Consider the following 16,115-nt stretch of genomic DNA (forward strand, 5'->3'; position numbering starts at 1 on the left):
TTGTTCAGCCGCGCCACGCTCTTGTTTTACTTAAAAAATCCTTTTATTTCGTTAACGACATTGTCTATCATCGTGTAGCCAAACGCTGGATAAGCAAAATGATAAGTGTCAATCACAAACTTTCCGGGGCTTCGCTCATACCAATTAATGTGTTTTCCTTCGTTCACTTTCATTTCGTCATGTGCAAGCGCATATCTGAACACATTAAAAGTGCCGCAACAAATTGTTAAGCCAGGGTCGTATAGGGCAAATTGCCTCTGAATAAATTCGCGTCTTTTCATTGCCTGCAAAGCAAGCAACTGCATGTCGGTAGAGGTATTGCCGCCGATTTTACTAAGATTAAACGCGCAGATGCTTAGGCGCATTTCCCTAAGCCGTTTGCTATCTGGATCGGTAGGCAGCCCTGGCGTATCTCGCAACCGCCTTATGCTATGCGTCATGTAGTCGACTTTCCCCCACCAGTAACCAACGCCGTCATGCAAATCACTCCTGAGATCGTTGCCTCGACCTGCTGGCGCATACTCTTTTAGCACATAAGCAATTTTGGGGTTGGATTTCGTGTAACCGTCCTCGTCAACCATGCCGTCGCGCACAAAAGCGACCTCGTTGCCGCCTGATTCTTTCCTGCGCGACTCGTGCCACTCGTCCAAGAGCGCGTTTTCTTGAGTGCTAATACTCATGCAAATTATTCTCCCCACGATGCTCTAATCAAATTGTATGCTCACTCATCTCAAGATGCAACTCGGCGCCGCGATAGGGATTCGCCTCGGCCACCGCCTCGTTTAATTCCACCCCGAGACCGGGTTCGGTCGGGGGAATGATGTAGCCATTCTGCCACTGCATGGGGTTTTTCAGGATGTCGGCATGAAATCCGCCCCAAGTCTCGATGCCCTCAAGGATCAAGAAGTTCGGCGTGCAGGCGGCAAGTTGCACATTGGCCGCGCCGGCGATGGGGCCGCAATACAGGTGCGGGGCGATTTGCGCGTAATAGGTTTCCGCCAGCGCGGCGATTTTTTTGGCTTCCAGAATGCCGCCGACACGGCCGAGCGCCGGCTGCAAAATGGCGGCGGCACCGGCTTCCAGCACGCGCGCGAACTCATATTTCGTGGTCAGGCGCTCGCCGGTGGCGATGGGGATGGTGGTTTGGCGCGCCACTTTCGCCATCTCGCGCGGATTTTCCGGCGGCGTCGGCTCCTCGAACCACAGCGGATCATACCGCTCCAGCCGCCGCGCCAGCCGAATCGCGCCGGCCGCGGTGAACTGTCCGTGCGTGCCGAATAACAAATCGGCGCGGTCGCCGACGGCTTCGCGGATGCGCTGCATGAATAATTCGCTGCGCGCCAACTCGGCGCGTCCGGGCTGGCGGCCGTCATAAATCGTATACGCTCCGGCCGGATCGAACTTCACCGCCGTGAACCCCTGCTCGACATATTCCAGCGCGCGCGCGGCGGCGACATCGGGGTCGCGATACACCGCGTGATCGTGATCTTCGGCGGCCGGATAAAGGTAGGTGTAGGCCCGCAACTTGTCATGCACTTTGCCGCCGAGCAGTTGATACACCGGCTGCTCCAACTCCTTGCCGATAATGTCCCAACAGGCCATTTCCAGCCCGCTCAACACCCCCATCAGCGATACATCCGGGCGCAAGTTGTAGCCGCTGCCGTACACTCGCCGCCACAGTTTTTCGATTGCGAACGGGTCGGCGCCGATGACGAATCTCTGCGCCACATCTTCAATCATCTTGGCGATGACCTGCGGGCCGAGGGTCGCGGCATAAACTTCGCCAACGCCGGCCACGCCGTTGTCGGCGGTCAGTTTGACGAAGATGAAATAGCGCCCGCCAAAATGCGGCGGCGGATTGCCCACCACCCAGGTTTTAACATCGGTGATTTTCATTTCGGTTTTTCATTGTTCGGCGTCGCGAAAGATTATCATTATAATGAATGAAAATCAGCAATGAAAAACCGTACACCGCCTCTCCCGCCGTCATTCGCGCCGCGGAAACCTTAATCTAATGTTACCGTCCATGTTCCGCCCTTGTCTTCTATCTCATATTCATACGCAAAACCATTGCATGTGATCGAGAAGCCGCGCGAGAAAACGAATGGCCTTGCTGCAGATACGCTGTCGCATCTATATCCATGTAATCGCACCAAAGTAACAAGCGTGTCGATAACACTGCGATCAAATCCTTCAGTAAAAATGGCATCACGCTCAATCGGCGTGTTTTGAGCGTATACATTGAAACTAATAAACAAAACAATCGCCGATGAAATTAATAACCGAGAAATTCGTTTTTTCATTTTTCAATCCCTCAGTTAAAACCGGTATGTTAATGAATATCCAAAGGCTGTTTTTCCGTCGTCATACGACATCATGGGCGCAAAGGAAAAGGGCTTGGTTTGGGTCGCCGCAAAACTGTTGCGCTTCTGCTTGCGCTTGGCGTGGTAGTAATAAAGCCCGCCAAGAATGACAACCGCCCCGAGAACCGCGCCCCAATTAGTGTCATCATCGTCATTATGGCAATGACGATAGGCAGCTTCTCCTTGGTGGCAACCATATTTATCCGTTCTTCCGGAATGGCTAAATGATGTGTTTGGAAACGCCAGCGAAATAATACATACGCTTAAAACGCACTTAAATAAAATAAACTTTTTCATTATGAGATCTCCGCAAAGGTTAATGTCCCCGGCGGGTGCCGGGCCTTTGCAAAGATCACAAGGAAGTGAAAATCCTGTCTATTCGCCCCGTGGGGAGCGACCCCGCGTCGGGTAAAATTGCTGTTGTATTTGACAGGTAACCCGACGAAACGGGCTCCTTGTGAATCTTTGCAGGCGGGATATTAAAGCGGAAAATCGCGGCTGTCAAACATCAAAGCGAATTCAAGCGCGTTTTCCGCCAAATCACGTGGAAAATATCTGCTCGCCGGCTTGGTCGATCATGACGCGCGCTTTGGCGACCACGAGTTCGGCGGCGGCATCTCGGCTCGCGGTCGTGTCGGCGCGAATGAAATGATGGGTTTTGGTCTCGCCGTCTATCGCTTTGCTGATGCGCGCTTCGGTCGACCAGCCGCCGCTGACCTTATTTGGCGTGGGCTGGATATTAAATCCTTGGTATTCGACCACGGCTGCGGAGTGCCGTCCGCGCTTTTCCTTGCCGCCGCCGCGAGCCTTAAGACGCGCCCAAAATTTATTTATGAGCGTCATCGCGCGGCTACTCTTGCAACGCCATCATGCGGTTATGCGCATGCAGCGCGGCGACCTTGTAGGCCTCGGCCAGGGTCGGGTAGTTGAAGGCGTTTTCCAGAAAATAATCCAGCGTGCCTTTTAATGTGAGCACCGCCTGACCGATATGAATCAACTCGGTGGCGCCCTCGCCGACGATGTGCACGCCGAGCAAGCGCCGGGATTTTATCGAGAAGATGGTTTTCATCAAGCCGGACTGCAGCCCCATCACTTTTCCGCGCGAGGTTTCCCGCAGTTGCATAATGCCGATTTCATACGGGATTTTTCTTCTTATCACCTCTTCTTCCGACATGCCGACGGTGGACATTTCCGGCACCGCGTAAATGCCATACGGGAAAAACTCCGGCTGCTTGTGCGCCTTCTCGCCCAGCGCGTCCAGCACCGCGATGCGCCCCTGCTCCAAGGCGGTGGAGGCCAAACTCGGGAAGCCGATGACGTCGCCCACCGCATAGACATTCGGACAACTGGTCTGGAATTGTTGGTTGACAGCGATGCGGCCGCGGTGATCGACCTCTATCGCCAGTTTGTCCAGCCCGAGTTTGTCGGTCGCGCCCACTCGTCCGGCCGCGAACAGAACCATATCCGAGGCGATGGCGCGATTGCTGTCCAGGCGCACGATGCACGAGCCGTTTTTGCGGCATTCGATGCTGGTGACTTTTTGGCCGAACTGCAGGCGCAAGCCGTCGTTGATGATGTCATGACGAAAATGCATCAGGATTTCCTGATCCATAAAATCCAGCATGGTCGCGCGTGGCTCAATCAGAGTCACGTTAATGTCCAGCGTCTTGAATATGGTCGCATACTCAACCCCGACCACGCCGGCGCCGATGACGGTCAGCGAGCGCGGCAGTTTTTTCATGCAGGTTACTTCATCGCTGTCAATCACGGTTTCTCCGTTGAAGGGGACATAGTCCGGGCGATAGGTTTTGGTGCCAACGGCTAAAATGAACTTTTTGGCGGTCAACGAAACAGTATCGCCATTGGCGGTGGCGACATCCACCACTTTTTCGCTGACAAAGCGCGCCAGCCCGAGAATAATGTTAACCCCATTTCGAACCAAATGGTCCTGCTGGATATCCACCTCGCTTTGCAAGGTCAGGTTCAGGCGCTGCATTAAATCCGCAGCCTGAATGTCGGCCTTGACCCGATAAGCCCGGCCATAAAACCCGCGTTCCCGCCAACCGGTAAGATTCAACACGGTCTCGCGCAGGGTCTTGCTGGGGATGGTGCCGGTGTGCACGCATACACCGCCGACCTGGTTCATGCTATCGACAATGGCAACGTTTTTACCCAGCTTGGCCGCCTGAATTGCTGCGGTTTTGCCCGCCGGGCCGCTGCCAATGATGATTACGTCAAATTTTTGCATCGCTTTACTTTTATTATGCTCAGTCTATTATCCCCCTGAACAGTCTTTTCGGTTGGCTGATAGACCGCAACCCATCTTAACAGACAAACAGGGTGATTAGAGGATTGCTGTGTCTGGGTCGCGTTGGCGCACCGCCTTTGGCGCTCGGATGGCGCTCCCTAGGGGAATCGAACCCCTGTTTCCGGCGTGAGAGGCCAGCGTCCTGACCGCTAGACGAAGGGAGCAATCGGCCAAGGTAATAGTATCGGGCAAATAGTATCGCGCAATCGTGTCGCACAATCGTATCGGGCGAATGGTATCATAACAACCAGCCGCAATGCGGCATAGCCGCGGCGGCAAAATTATTTCGCGCGCGCGAAGATAAAAATGCAGCCGCGCGCGCGAATGGGATTAAAATAGCGCACACCGAACCACTCACTCCGACCACGCCATGACCGATTTTCTGATTGCGCCTTCCATTTTGGCTGCTGATTTCGCTCGCCTTGGCGAGGAGGTTGATAATGTTTTGGCGGCCGGCGCGGATATGGTCCATTTTGATGTCATGGATAATCACTACGTTCCCAATTTGACGATCGGCCCGCTGGTGTGCGCGGCATTACGCAAGCACGGGGTCACGGCGCCCATCGATGTTCATCTTATGGTCAAGCCGGTGGATCGCATTATTCCGGATTTTGCCGAAGCCGGCGCGTCCTACATTACCTTTCATCCCGAAGGCTCCGAGCATGTCGACCGCAGTTTGCAGCTGATTCAGCAGTGCGGCTGCAAGTCCGGCTTGGTGTTCAATCCTTCAACGCCGCTTGATGTTCTGGAATATGTAATCGACAAGGTGGACATGATTTTGCTGATGTCGGTCAACCCCGGATTTGGCGGTCAGCGCTTCATCGCCAAAACCCTGGACAAACTCAAACCCGCGCGGCGCATTATCGCCGACAGCGGCCGCGATATCCGTCTTCAGGTCGATGGCGGGGTGACGGTCGATAACATTGCCGATATTGCCCGCGCCGGCGCCGATACCTTTGTCGCCGGCAGCGCTATTTTTAGTGCGGCAGACACCGGGGACGCGAATAAATACGACAGTGTGATCGCAAAAATGCGCGCGCAACTTGCGCGCAGTTAGTCCGCGCCAGAATCTGCGGCTGTAATCGCCATGCTCAACAAACAACAATTCAATCAATTCGCTGAGGCCGGCTTTAACCGGATTCCCCTGGTGCGGGAAATATTGGCGGATATGGAGACGCCGCTCAGCGTCTATCGGAAACTCGCCGATGCGCCGTTTAGTTATATGCTGGAATCCGTGCAGGGCGGCGAAAAATGGGGGCGATATTCTATAATCGGCGTACCCTGCCGCAACCGCCTTGAGGTCAAGGGAAAAACCCTGAGTCTGTTTGAAGATGGCCGCCTCACTGAAAAACGCCAATGCGATGATCCATTGGATGAAGTGCGGCAATTTCATAACCGGTATTCCGTTCCCGAGCTACCTGAGTTGCCCCGGTTCACCGGCGGCCTGGTCGGGTATTTTGGCTACGATACGGTGGGTTATATCGAACCGCATTTAGGCGCCAATCCGGTTAAGGATCCGATTGACGCGCCCGACATTCTACTGATGGTATCCGAAGAGTTGGTGGTGTTCGATAATTTGGCTGGTCGGCTGTATGTGATTATTCATGTCGATCCCAAAACCGACCAGGCCTGGGAGACGGGCAAGCGGCGATTGCAAGCCTTGATCGCCCAGCTCCATTCCGCACCGCCGCATCAGTCGGCGGCGAATAACGAGGCCGCGTCTGTCGAGTCGGCGACCGACGAATCGAGGTTTTTGTCTTCCTTCCCGCAACCAGAATATGAAGCGGCGGTCGCCAAATGCAAACAGTATATTTACGACGGCGATGCGTTTCAGATCGTGATCTCGCAGCGCCTGTCGTTGCCGTTCGCCGCCGCGCCGCTGGACTTATACCGCGCCTTGCGCACGCTGAATCCATCGCCCTACATGTATTACCTGAACTTGGGCGATTTTCATATCGCCGGGGCGTCGCCGGAAATCCTGGTGCGGGTGGAGAACGGCGAAATCACCTTGCGCCCCATCGCCGGCACGCGCCTGCGCGGTGATGACGATGAGCAGGACGCGGCGTTGGCGGCGGAGTTGTTAGCCGACCCAAAAGAGCTCGCCGAGCATTTGATGCTGATTGATTTGGGACGCAACGATGTCGGCCGCGTCTCCAAGGTCGGCACGGTCACCGTAACCGATAAGATGACCATCGAAAAATATTCCCATGTTATGCATATCGTGTCCAACATCACCGGGCAAATTAACGACTCTCTCAATGCTATCGACGTGCTAAAAGCCACGTTTCCGGCGGGAACGCTATCCGGCGCGCCCAAGGTGCGGGCCATGGAAATCATCGAGGACATCGAGCCGGATAAGCGCGGCATTTACTCCGGCGCGATCGGCTATATCGGCTGGAACGGCAATATGGACACCGCCATCGCCATCCGCACCGCATTGATCAAGGAGCAGACGGTCTACATTCAAGCGGGCGCTGGCATTGTTGCCGACTCCGACCCGGCGTGCGAATGGGAAGAAACCATGAATAAGGGGCGGGCGATTTTCAAAGCCGTGGAGATGGTCAATGCGGGTTTGCACAACCCCCTGGATAGCCTGGATAGCGAGGCTTAGATATGTTAGTCATGATTGATAACTACGATTCCTTTACTTATAACCTGGTGCAGTATTTTGGCGAGCTGGGCCAGAAAGTTTCGGTGTTCAGAAACGACGAAGTTACCGTGCAAGAGTTAGATGACCTGCGCCCGGGTTTTCTGGTTGTGTCTCCGGGTCCATGCACCCCCAACCAGGCCGGAATTTCAGTTGCCGCTATCTCTCATTTCGCTGGCAAGGTGCCGGTGTTGGGTGTATGCCTCGGCCATCAAAGCATTGGCCAGGCGTTTGGCGGGAAGATTGTGCATGCACAAAAAATCATGCACGGCAAAACGTCCCTGATCGCGCATATCGGCGCGGGTGTTTTTTTAGGGATTGCCAACCCGTTTCAGGCAACCCGATACCATTCGCTGGTCATCGAAAAGTCTTCGGTGCCGGCTTGTTTTGACATCACCGCCTGGACCGAGGATGGCGAAATCATGGCGGTTAAGCACAAACAATATGCGGTTGAGGGCGTTCAGTTTCATCCTGAATCCATCGTCACCGAGCATGGCCATGCCCTGCTGCAAAATTTCCTGAATCAACATTCTCCAAGTTTGGGATAGGCCAACATTCAACCATGCCGGATATACTCTCTGAAATTTTGGCGACCAAGGCCGCGGAAGTCACCCAGCGCGCGCAACGGCTGCCGTTGTCGGCGCTGCGTCAACAATGCGAAGCGGTCGCGCGCACGCGTGGCTTTGTCGATGCGATTGCCGGTCAAATTGTGCGCGGCGGCGCGGCGATTATCGGCGAGATCAAAAAGGCATCGCCGAGCCAGGGCATCATTCGCCATAATTTCGATCCTGCCGCAATTGCCGAAAGCTATGCCAAGTGCGGCGCCACTTGCTTGTCGGTTTTAACCGATGAAAAATATTTTCAAGGCCACGACGATTATCTTGGGCAAGCAAGATCGGCCTGTACCCTGCCTGTTCTTCGCAAGGAATTCATCATCGACCCTTACCAGATTTATGAATCCAGCGTTATTGGCGCGGACGCGGTGTTGCTTATCGTTTCGGCTTTGGGCGATGCCACAATATTGGAGCTCGCCGCGCTTGCCCGGGATTTGGGCTTGGACGTTTTGCTCGAGGTGCACGATCAACCAGAGCTTGAACGGGCGTTGCTGTTGCCGTATAAGTTAATCGGCATTAATAATCGAAATCTGCGCACCTTTGAAACGACCTTGAACACGACTATTGATTTGTTGGCGCAGATTCCTGCCGACCGCATTGTGGTCACCGAAAGCGGCGTCCATACTGCAGAGGATGTTGCGTTGATGCGCGAGCATGGCGTCAATGCGTTTTTGGTCGGCGAAGCGTTGATGCGCGCCGATGCGCCGGGCGAGAAACTGCGGCAACTATTTGCTTAATATCGTGAAAATACAGGTCAACCAAAATGACGGCGTGAATTTTGTCGCGCTAACCGAAAGCGGACACGAAATTGCGATGGATGGCGGCGCTGAAGTTGGCGGCCAAAATCAAGGCGCGCGCCCGATGGAAGTGGTGCTGGCCGGGCTGGGGGGATGCAGCGCCATAGACGTTATGCTGATTCTGAATAAATCGCGCCAGCACGTGAGTCATTGTGAAATCGTGATCACCGCCGAGCGCGCCGACGCCATCCCCGCGGTGTTCACCAAAATTCATTTGCTGTATCGGGTCAGCGGCAAGCAACTCGACCGCGCCAAGGTGGCGCGAGCGATTTCGCTGTCAATGGAAAAATATTGTTCGGTCACTAAAATGTTGGAGAAGACCGCGGCGATGTCTTTTGCCTTTGAAATAATTGAAGCCTGAAATAATCCAAACCTGAAATCGCGCAAAAGTGTATAGTGCCGCCATCGCCAAACCACTCGCAAAACTGATAGATAACATTGATGGATAGAATCGTCCAATGGTTCAAGCAGCACCTTTCAAACCCTCAGGTGGTCAACCTGACAATCGTGCTGCTGGGCGTCTTGCTGATTGTTTCCTTCGCCGGCGGCATGCTGGCGCCGGTCATCGCCGGGCTTGTTTTAGCTTATTTGCTCGAAGGATTAATTGGCCGGCTAACCCAAATAAAAGTGCCTCGAATTTTGTCCGTTTGGCTGGTTTTTCTGGTGTTCGTGATTTTTCTGGCCAGCATTATTTTTGGGCTGCTGCCGATTTTGTATAACCAGATGACCGAGGTGGTGCAGCAAATTCCAAGCATGCTGACCAAAGGTCAAGCGGCATTAATGACCTTGCCGGAACACTACCCGGAGTTGTTTTCCATCGCCCAGGTTGAAGAAATTATCGCCAGTTTGCGCACCCAACTCACCGCGTTCGGACAAGGCTTGGTCACCAGTTCGATCTCGGGCGCAGCAAGCGTTGTAACGGTGGTGATTTACGTTGTTTTGCTGCCCATTCTGATTTTCTTTTTCTTGAAAGATAAAACCACTTTGTTGAAATGGCTTAAGCGTTTTTTGCCCCGGGAAAATGAATTGGCGATTCGTGTCTGGGGCGATGTGGATTTACAGATAGGAAATTATATACGGGGTAAGTTCTGGGAAATCTTGATAGTTTGGTTTGTAACCTTCGCCACATTTTCATATCTTGGAATGCAGTATTCGATGCTGTTGTCGGTTTTGGTTGGCGTATCGGTATTAATACCCTACGTGGGTGCCGCTATAGTTACCATTCCTGTGGTTATCATTGCCTGGTTTCAATGGGGCTGGAACAGTGACTTTATAACTCTGGTGATCGCATATCTGGTTATCCAAACCCTGGATGGGAATTTGCTTGTGCCACTGTTGTTTTCTGAAGTCGTCAATATTCATCCGGTTGCGATCATCGTGGCGGTATTGGTGTTTGGGGGTCTGTGGGGGATTTGGGGCGTGTTTTTCGCGATTCCGCTGGCTACGCTGGTGCAGGCGATACTGTTTGCCTGGCCGAAATCACCCGGCGAGGATCGGGCCTAAGCATCGATCCTGAGGGCTAGGCCAAGGGCAAACAAGTCGCCCGATCAGGCCGGTTTTCATGCCATCGGAATTTTGTCGCCTTACGGTTTGTGTCGGATGCAAAGGGTATATAGCGCTGAATCTTTGGTCGACGGCCAGCTCATGATCGACCGCTTAAGTGAAGCGGGCATCCCCTCCGTGTTGTTTCACCAAAACGCCTCGGGTGGGCTGGGTGATTTACCGGTAATCTATCCCGAGGTTTGGATAAAACGCGATATGGATTTAGAAAAAGCGATTGGCGTTATTAATCGGTTTGTAAGCAGGCGCCTGCCGCCAGGCACTCGACTTTGCCGTCAATGCGGTGAATCCAATCCCGCTACTTTTGAAATTTGCTGGCAGTGTCTTACCCCGCTGGCAGTGAGTGCGACTGATTGATTGGCTGTATAAGCTCAGACACCTATGGCGCTCCAACCCGGAACCCGCCCGCTGCCCGCGGGCTATGATCATTGCCAGCCGCACGATGGCTTGGATTGACGCCGATGGCGCACTATCGGTAACCCGCCCTGACCGCCTGATTTTGTCTCATCTGCGGCGAACCCGGACAAAAGGTTTCAGTGGCTGGCTTACTAGGTTATGATGTGTCGGAAGGTTTATTGTCTCTCTCATTTTATCTCTCATTACTCGGCGTTTTTGAGCCGCTCCGCGTTTCACCCCCTCGGCCTCGTTCTTTTCTCGGATGAAAAAGGGGAAAGCGTGTTGTTCATGTGGGTATTAATTCCCCATCATGAACAGAAATCAGTCCATTTCAGCATTATTTCATGTTACCAACACCGCTTCTCTATCAGTATCATTTCATATCGGCATAGACTACGGATAGAAAATATCAATTTGAGGTGTTAAAGTTGGCTTTTGATAATGTAAAACCGTTGGAGAATGAAATGGGCTTATTTGACTTTGATGCCGATCACGTGATTAAACACCCCGATAAATTATCGGGACAAAAAATTAGAATTCTTGTAAGGTGGATTGGAGGGGGGATTAGATGAAATCACGAGCGGCAGTTGCCTATGAGGCGGGGAAACCGCTGGAAATTGAAACCGTGCAACTCGACGGCCCCAAAGCCGGTGAGGTGCTGATAGAGATTAAGGCCACGGGAATTTGTCATACCGATGAATTCACGCGCTGCGGCGCCGACCCCGAGGGCTTGTTCCCGTCCATCCTCGGGCATGAGGGCGCGGGCGTTGTTGTCGATATTGGCGATGGCGTTACCAGCGTGAAAAAAGGCGATCACGTCATCCCGCTATACACGCCGGAATGTCGCCAATGCGACTATTGCACTAGCGGCAAGACCAACCTTTGCCAAGCAATCCGTGTTACTCAGGGGCAGGGGCTGATGCCCGATGGCAGTAGCCGGTTTTCCCTGGGCAAGCAAAAGATTTTCCACTATATGGGCACCTCGACGTTTTCCAATTACACGGTATTGCCGGAAATTGCCGTGGCGAAAATTCGCGAAGATGCCCCGTTTGATAAAGTTTGCTATATCGGTTGTGGCGTGACCACAGGCATCGGTGCGGTCATCAATACCGCAAAAGTGCAACCGGGAGATAATGTGGTTGTGTTTGGTCTCGGCGGCATTGGGTTGAATGTTGTACAAGGCGCGCGGCTTGCTGGTGCGGATAAAATTGTTGGCGTAGATATCAATCCCAAACGTCAACCGCTTGCAGAAAAATTTGGCATGACACACTTTGTCAATCCGAAACAGGTCGAAGGTGATTTGGTCGCTAATATTGTTGACCTTACCAATGGCGGTGCGGATTACAGTTTCGAATGTGTTGGTAATACCGACTTGATGCGTCAGGCATTGGAGTGTTGCCACAAAGGCTGGGGCGAAAGCGTCATCATCGGTGTGGCCGGCGCCGGCAAGGAAATCAGCACGCGGCCATTTCAGCTGGTCACCGGAAGAGTCTGGCGGGGAACCGCGTTTGGCGGCGCGCGCGGCCGAACCGATGTGCCAAAAATGGTTGATTGGTATATGCAAGGGAAAATTAATATCGATGATTTGATTACCCATACCATGCCGCTGGATAAAATTAACGATGCCTTTGACTTGATGCGCTCCGGCGAATCTATCCGTAGCGTGGTGTTATTCGACTCGTAAGACTGGCGCCGATGCGGTTGGTTGTATTCTAGTCTGCCGACGTTAAACAGAAAAAACTTCCGGTGTCATGATTTTATCGGGACTCACTGCTCCGGCAACAGGGATTGTAAAATTTCATCGATGAATAAATAACCCGGCTCGGTGCAACGAATCCAGTCGTCGGCGACCTCCACCCATTTTTGATTAATTCCGTGTTGTAAAGCGTTGACAGCCAAATTTTTGGAAAGTCCGGTGCGTTGTTGCAATGTCGTTAATTTTATGCTGGCTTTGAGGCGCAGGGCGTTCATCATGAATTCGAACAGGAGTTGGTTTTGCGGCACTGGGTTTTGCATTTTATACGGCGTATTGTTTTCAATATGCGCCATGTAGGTTTCGGGATGTTTTTGTTTCCAGCTGCGCACAACGCGGTCATCGCAGCCGTTTGAATAATTTCCGCATATCAAGAAACGCTATTGGGGCATCATTTTAAGGAGAAGCCGAATGCGAACTTTGAAGTTGAAGAATAAACCGGGTTTACTCGATATTAGATGGAACTTTCAACCCTATACCAACCCACCGACTTATAGTCGGTGGGTGTTGAGTGTGACGTGGGCTAGTCGTTCGGTAAAAAAATTTCAAACCAAATTATTCCAATCGCAAGCATCATGGCAAAGTGCTGTACTTGGACTCTCTTCTGTTTATCAGCACGTCGATGACAGCCTGCCGAGTCAATATTCCGGTCGGCTGACCGTTAGTATCCACCACTAGGGCATCGCCGCCGCTGTCGATAACTGTGGGCGCAATGTCGTCAATCTTCGCATGTTCCGCTACTGATAGAGATGTGCGGCCGATTCTCCCGGGCCTTGCGATTGCCATGATTGATTTTACTGACAGCACCTTGGAGCGGGAAATTCCCATGGTGAATTCTTCGACGTAGTTTGTCGCAGGAGCAAGCACTAGTTCTTCGGGTGTGCCAATCTGAACAATCTCTCCGTCCTTCATGATGGCTATACGATCCGCGAGTTTGATTGCCTCGTCAAAATCATGAGTGATAAAGATGATGGTTTTGTGAAGTAGACTTTGCAGGCGCATGAACTCATCCTGCATTTCACGTCGTATCAGTGGATCAAGGGCAGAAAAGGGTTCATCAAGAAACCAGATGTCAGGCTCCACCGCTAATGAACGAGCGATGCCTACGCGCTGTTGCTGACCACCCGACAGCTCTTGCGGGTAATAGTTCTCGCGCCCCTGGAGTCCTACCAGCTCGATCATTTCCAGTGCACGCTGTTCACGCGAATGTTTGTCGGCACCCTGTATTTCCAGCGGAAACGCAACATTTCCTATAACAGTCAAGTGTGGTAGCAGGGCAAAATGCTGGAACACCATACCCATCTTATGGCGTCTGATTTCATTCAGTTCCGCGTCTGACATAGCCTGTAGATTTTGTCCATCAAACAGTACGCTTCCGATAGTCGATTCAATCAGCCTTGAAAAGCAGCGCACCAGCGTGGACTTGCCAGAACCGGATAATCCCATGATGACGAAAATCTCGCCTTCCTCAATCTTTACCGTGACATTGCGTACAGCGGCTATGAGACCGGCCTGGCGCAAGTCTTGTGGACTGGGATATCCGTTATGTTGAGCCATGAACTGTTCGGCATTACTGCCGAAGACTTTCCAGACATTGTGGCATGAAAGTTTTATCCCTGTTCCCTCTGTATCGACATTATCGGGTTTTGCGCTTGTCATTTTGGTTTTACCTGTGTGCACGCATTTATGCCAGCATCACCCTGAATATTGCTGTTAATATACTCCGTGGCTGTCGCCACCACCACTGAAATACCCAAATTACGAAATACCTGAACTTGACTATCGTTGCGACAGTCGGTGACCAGCACATCGATCTCGGATGCCGGAAAAGCGGTCATACGGTCGCGTTGCCCAAGTTTGCGCGCCGTTGCCAGAACCACGGTTCGGGTCGCTTTCTCCTGCATGATACGGGCAATTTTTGCGTCGGCTTCATAGGAATAAGTCAATCCTTCATCTACGGACAAGCCTTCGGTAGCAAGGAATGCTATATCGGCGTTGATGGTGGACAACATATGCTCAACGAAATCACCGGTCGTCCCCAGAGTTTTGTGCCTGACCAGACCGCCGGCAAGATAGGTGCTGATGCCAGGATTTTCCGACAAGGCGGTTGCGATATTGATGCCTGGGGTGGCCACGGTCAACGTCATCCCTGATGCTACCAGGTCTCGCGCCAATGCCAGCAATGTTGACCCGTCGTTCATGAATAGAGTCTGGTTGGGCTCGATTAACTCGATGGCATCACGGGCGATCAAGCGTTTCCCGTCACGGTCGATTTGTTCACGTAATGCAAAAGCCTGGTCGGCACCGCGTGTTACGGTGGCTATTGCCCCGCCATGTGTCCGCTGGATCGATCCCTCGTCATTCAGGAGCGTCAGGTCACGTCGGATGGTGGCGACAGACACATCCAGTTCTCTTGCAAGGGACTCAACGCTAACCGTGCCATCCAAACGGAGTTGTCGTTGAATGGTGGCGCGGCGAGTCGATGGATTTCGATTTTTCATCATCATGAGACCCTTATAGCATGAGTGATCAAATCATTCATCAATAAATATCAATCATAAACGATAGTTTTTTTGATTGATATTTATCGTTATATCAGTTATAGTGGCTCGTGCATTTGAAAAGCAGGCTTTGCAAGCCATTTTTACTTATCAACAAATACTCTGGGGAATAGAAATGTTAAAAATTACTCGAAAAATCGTAACCTGCGTCGTCATGTTAGGTCTGGCGTTTGGTGTCATTGGGCTGACAGCGGCCAAAGCCGATGTTCCGGAATCAAAAGACCCCGTAAAAATCGTTATGATGGGCTACTCTGGCGATAACATCATCATGTTTATCTACGGAGAACTGATTAAGAAACTCGGCTACAATGTTGAATATACGCCCGCTGATTACATCGGCCAATTCACAGGCGTTGGTGCGGGCGATCTTCACATTGCTTCCCCCGGATGGGATACAACGGCCAAAGCGGTTCTTGATGAAGCGTTTGCATCTGGCAATGTTCTCAACATGGGAAATATCGGTATCGCTGTTAACGAAGACTGGTGGTATCCGCTGTATGTGAAAGATTATTGCCCGGGGTTGCCTGACTGGAAAGCCTTGCTGGAACCTGGTTGTGTCAATGCTCTTTCGGTGGTTGAGACCGAGCCCAAGGCACGCTTCCTGAGTGGGCCGCTTGAATGGGGCGGTACCGATCCGGAGCGGATCGCAGCGCTGGATCTTGACTTCGAAGTCATTAATGCTGGTAGCGATGGTGCTCTTTCTGCTGATTTGGTAGCGGCAATCAAGCGAAAACAACCCATTATCGCATGGTCATGGGAGCCCTATTGGATTCCCGCATTGTATCCGGGCGAGTTTGTAAAATGGCCGGAATATGATGATGCTTGTTACGACGATCCATCTTGGGGAGTGAATTCCAGCATGACCCACGACTGCGGTCGGCCAAACGGGCATATGTGGAAGGCCGCGTGGGCCGGTGGCGAAAAGATCTGGCCAAAAGCCTACGACGTTTGGCGCAAATTCACACTGGATGCAAAGACTGCTGGTGAGTTGGTGTTCCAATCCGATGTTGAAGGTATGGATACCAAAGCGGTTGCACAAAAGTGGATTGCCGACAACGAGAGCACATGGAAATCTTGGCTCAAATAGATATTCTCCCCGACAAGCGTAACAAACTG

At 52.3% G+C, this 16,115-nt stretch carries 18 protein-coding genes and 1 tRNA gene; 9 read left to right on the forward strand and 10 right to left on the reverse strand.

The window, feature by feature from the left end:
• Positions 1-26: 26 nt before the first annotated feature.
• The 7 genes from ACP158_RS05985 to ACP158_RS06015 form a co-directional block, all read right to left on the reverse strand.
• Positions 27-680 (reverse strand): hypothetical protein, encoded by a 654-nt coding sequence (locus ACP158_RS05985; protein ID WP_424948035.1) that lies wholly within the window; start codon positions 678-680, stop codon positions 27-29.
• A gap of 28 nt (positions 681-708) precedes the next feature.
• Positions 709-1,896, reverse strand: a complete 1,188-nt coding sequence (locus ACP158_RS05990) for a mandelate racemase/muconate lactonizing enzyme family protein (RefSeq protein ID WP_424948036.1) — start codon at positions 1,894-1,896, stop codon at positions 709-711.
• 110 nt (positions 1,897-2,006) lie between these two features.
• Positions 2,007-2,303, reverse strand: a complete 297-nt coding sequence (locus tag ACP158_RS05995; protein ID WP_424948037.1) for a hypothetical protein — start codon at positions 2,301-2,303, stop codon at positions 2,007-2,009.
• 15 nt (positions 2,304-2,318) lie between these two features.
• The gene (locus ACP158_RS06000; RefSeq protein WP_424948038.1) at positions 2,319-2,660 is read right to left on the reverse strand and encodes an LPXTG cell wall anchor domain-containing protein; all 342 of its coding nucleotides are present in this window, start codon (positions 2,658-2,660) and stop codon (positions 2,319-2,321) included.
• Positions 2,661-2,903: 243 nt separating this feature from the next.
• On the reverse strand, positions 2,904-3,206 hold the full coding sequence (locus tag ACP158_RS06005; protein WP_424948039.1) for an HlyU family transcriptional regulator: 303 nt from the start codon (positions 3,204-3,206) through the stop codon (positions 2,904-2,906).
• Between the two features lie 7 nt (positions 3,207-3,213).
• Positions 3,214-4,611 carry a Si-specific NAD(P)(+) transhydrogenase gene (gene sthA / locus ACP158_RS06010; protein ID WP_424948040.1) on the reverse strand — a complete coding sequence of 466 codons (1,398 nt, stop codon included), beginning with the start codon at positions 4,609-4,611 and terminating at the stop codon, positions 3,214-3,216.
• A 149-nt stretch (positions 4,612-4,760) separates the two neighbouring features.
• Positions 4,761-4,835, reverse strand: a tRNA-Glu gene (locus ACP158_RS06015).
• A gap of 206 nt (positions 4,836-5,041) precedes the next feature.
• On the opposite strand from ACP158_RS06015, the gene rpe reads away from it, so the two are divergent.
• From rpe to ACP158_RS06055, 8 genes are all read left to right on the forward strand, one after another.
• Entirely contained in the window at positions 5,042-5,728 is a 687-nt protein-coding gene (rpe, locus tag ACP158_RS06020; protein WP_424948041.1) for a ribulose-phosphate 3-epimerase, read from the forward strand.
• 30 nt (positions 5,729-5,758) lie between these two features.
• Complete coding sequence (gene trpE, locus ACP158_RS06025) at positions 5,759-7,282, forward strand: anthranilate synthase component I (protein WP_424948042.1); 1,524 nt, start codon at positions 5,759-5,761, stop codon at positions 7,280-7,282.
• Positions 7,283-7,284: 2 nt separating this feature from the next.
• Positions 7,285-7,866: an aminodeoxychorismate/anthranilate synthase component II gene (locus ACP158_RS06030; protein ID WP_424948043.1), complete on the forward strand. Its 582-nt coding sequence runs from the start codon at positions 7,285-7,287 to the stop codon at positions 7,864-7,866.
• Between the two features lie 14 nt (positions 7,867-7,880).
• Positions 7,881-8,669, forward strand: a complete 789-nt coding sequence (gene trpC / locus ACP158_RS06035) for an indole-3-glycerol phosphate synthase TrpC (protein ID WP_424948044.1) — start codon at positions 7,881-7,883, stop codon at positions 8,667-8,669.
• 4 nt (positions 8,670-8,673) lie between these two features.
• Positions 8,674-9,090, forward strand: coding sequence for an OsmC family protein (locus ACP158_RS06040; protein ID WP_424948045.1), 417 nt, complete (start codon positions 8,674-8,676; stop codon positions 9,088-9,090).
• An 80-nt stretch (positions 9,091-9,170) separates the two neighbouring features.
• The gene (locus tag ACP158_RS06045) at positions 9,171-10,232 is read left to right on the forward strand and encodes an AI-2E family transporter (protein WP_424948046.1); all 1,062 of its coding nucleotides are present in this window, start codon (positions 9,171-9,173) and stop codon (positions 10,230-10,232) included.
• Positions 10,233-10,373: 141 nt separating this feature from the next.
• The gene (locus ACP158_RS06050) at positions 10,374-10,646 is read left to right on the forward strand and encodes a DUF7577 domain-containing protein (protein ID WP_424948047.1); all 273 of its coding nucleotides are present in this window, start codon (positions 10,374-10,376) and stop codon (positions 10,644-10,646) included.
• Between the two features lie 607 nt (positions 10,647-11,253).
• On the forward strand, positions 11,254-12,369 hold the full coding sequence (locus tag ACP158_RS06055) for an S-(hydroxymethyl)glutathione dehydrogenase/class III alcohol dehydrogenase (protein WP_424948048.1): 1,116 nt from the start codon (positions 11,254-11,256) through the stop codon (positions 12,367-12,369).
• An 83-nt stretch (positions 12,370-12,452) separates the two neighbouring features.
• Here the strand turns inward: ACP158_RS06055 and ACP158_RS06060 are convergent, their stop codons facing one another.
• From ACP158_RS06060 to ACP158_RS06070, 3 genes are all read right to left on the reverse strand, one after another.
• Positions 12,453-12,770 (reverse strand): hypothetical protein, encoded by a 318-nt coding sequence (locus tag ACP158_RS06060; RefSeq protein ID WP_424948049.1) that lies wholly within the window; start codon positions 12,768-12,770, stop codon positions 12,453-12,455.
• 241 nt (positions 12,771-13,011) lie between these two features.
• Positions 13,012-14,097 (reverse strand): quaternary amine ABC transporter ATP-binding protein, encoded by a 1,086-nt coding sequence (locus ACP158_RS06065; protein WP_424948050.1) that lies wholly within the window; start codon positions 14,095-14,097, stop codon positions 13,012-13,014.
• A complete protein-coding gene (locus tag ACP158_RS06070; protein ID WP_424948051.1) occupies positions 14,094-14,942 on the reverse strand; it encodes a DeoR/GlpR family DNA-binding transcription regulator in 849 nt (282 codons plus the stop codon). Before ACP158_RS06070 ends, ACP158_RS06065 begins: the two co-directional genes overlap by 4 nt.
• 100 nt (positions 14,943-15,042) lie before the next feature.
• Between ACP158_RS06070 and ACP158_RS06075 the strand changes: the two genes are divergently transcribed.
• Positions 15,043-16,086 (forward strand): ABC transporter substrate-binding protein, encoded by a 1,044-nt coding sequence (locus ACP158_RS06075; RefSeq protein ID WP_424948052.1) that lies wholly within the window; start codon positions 15,043-15,045, stop codon positions 16,084-16,086.
• Positions 16,087-16,115: the final 29 nt, after the last annotated feature.

The organism is Candidatus Spongiihabitans sp. (genome assembly GCF_965247905.1).
Lineage (GTDB): Bacteria > Pseudomonadota > Gammaproteobacteria > Arenicellales > Poriferihabitantaceae > Spongiihabitans.

Coding starts and splice junctions, on each gene's coding strand:
- ACP158_RS05985 (WP_424948035.1), bottom strand. CDS start 680: ATGAGTATTAGCACTCAAGAAAACGCGCTCTTGGACGAGTGGCACGAG.
- ACP158_RS05990 (WP_424948036.1), bottom strand. CDS start 1,896: ATGAAAATCACCGATGTTAAAACCTGGGTGGTGGGCAATCCGCCGCCG.
- ACP158_RS05995 (WP_424948037.1), bottom strand. CDS start 2,303: ATGAAAAAACGAATTTCTCGGTTATTAATTTCATCGGCGATTGTTTTG.
- ACP158_RS06000 (WP_424948038.1), bottom strand. CDS start 2,660: ATGAAAAAGTTTATTTTATTTAAGTGCGTTTTAAGCGTATGTATTATT.
- ACP158_RS06005 (WP_424948039.1), bottom strand. CDS start 3,206: ATGACGCTCATAAATAAATTTTGGGCGCGTCTTAAGGCTCGCGGCGGC.
- sthA (WP_424948040.1), bottom strand. CDS start 4,611: ATGCAAAAATTTGACGTAATCATCATTGGCAGCGGCCCGGCGGGCAAA.
- rpe (WP_424948041.1), top strand. CDS start 5,042: ATGACCGATTTTCTGATTGCGCCTTCCATTTTGGCTGCTGATTTCGCT.
- trpE (WP_424948042.1), top strand. CDS start 5,759: ATGCTCAACAAACAACAATTCAATCAATTCGCTGAGGCCGGCTTTAAC.
- ACP158_RS06030 (WP_424948043.1), top strand. CDS start 7,285: ATGTTAGTCATGATTGATAACTACGATTCCTTTACTTATAACCTGGTG.
- trpC (WP_424948044.1), top strand. CDS start 7,881: ATGCCGGATATACTCTCTGAAATTTTGGCGACCAAGGCCGCGGAAGTC.
- ACP158_RS06045 (WP_424948046.1), top strand. CDS start 9,171: ATGGATAGAATCGTCCAATGGTTCAAGCAGCACCTTTCAAACCCTCAG.
- ACP158_RS06050 (WP_424948047.1), top strand. CDS start 10,374: ATGATCGACCGCTTAAGTGAAGCGGGCATCCCCTCCGTGTTGTTTCAC.
- ACP158_RS06055 (WP_424948048.1), top strand. CDS start 11,254: ATGAAATCACGAGCGGCAGTTGCCTATGAGGCGGGGAAACCGCTGGAA.
- ACP158_RS06065 (WP_424948050.1), bottom strand. CDS start 14,097: ATGACAAGCGCAAAACCCGATAATGTCGATACAGAGGGAACAGGGATA.
- ACP158_RS06070 (WP_424948051.1), bottom strand. CDS start 14,942: ATGATGAAAAATCGAAATCCATCGACTCGCCGCGCCACCATTCAACGA.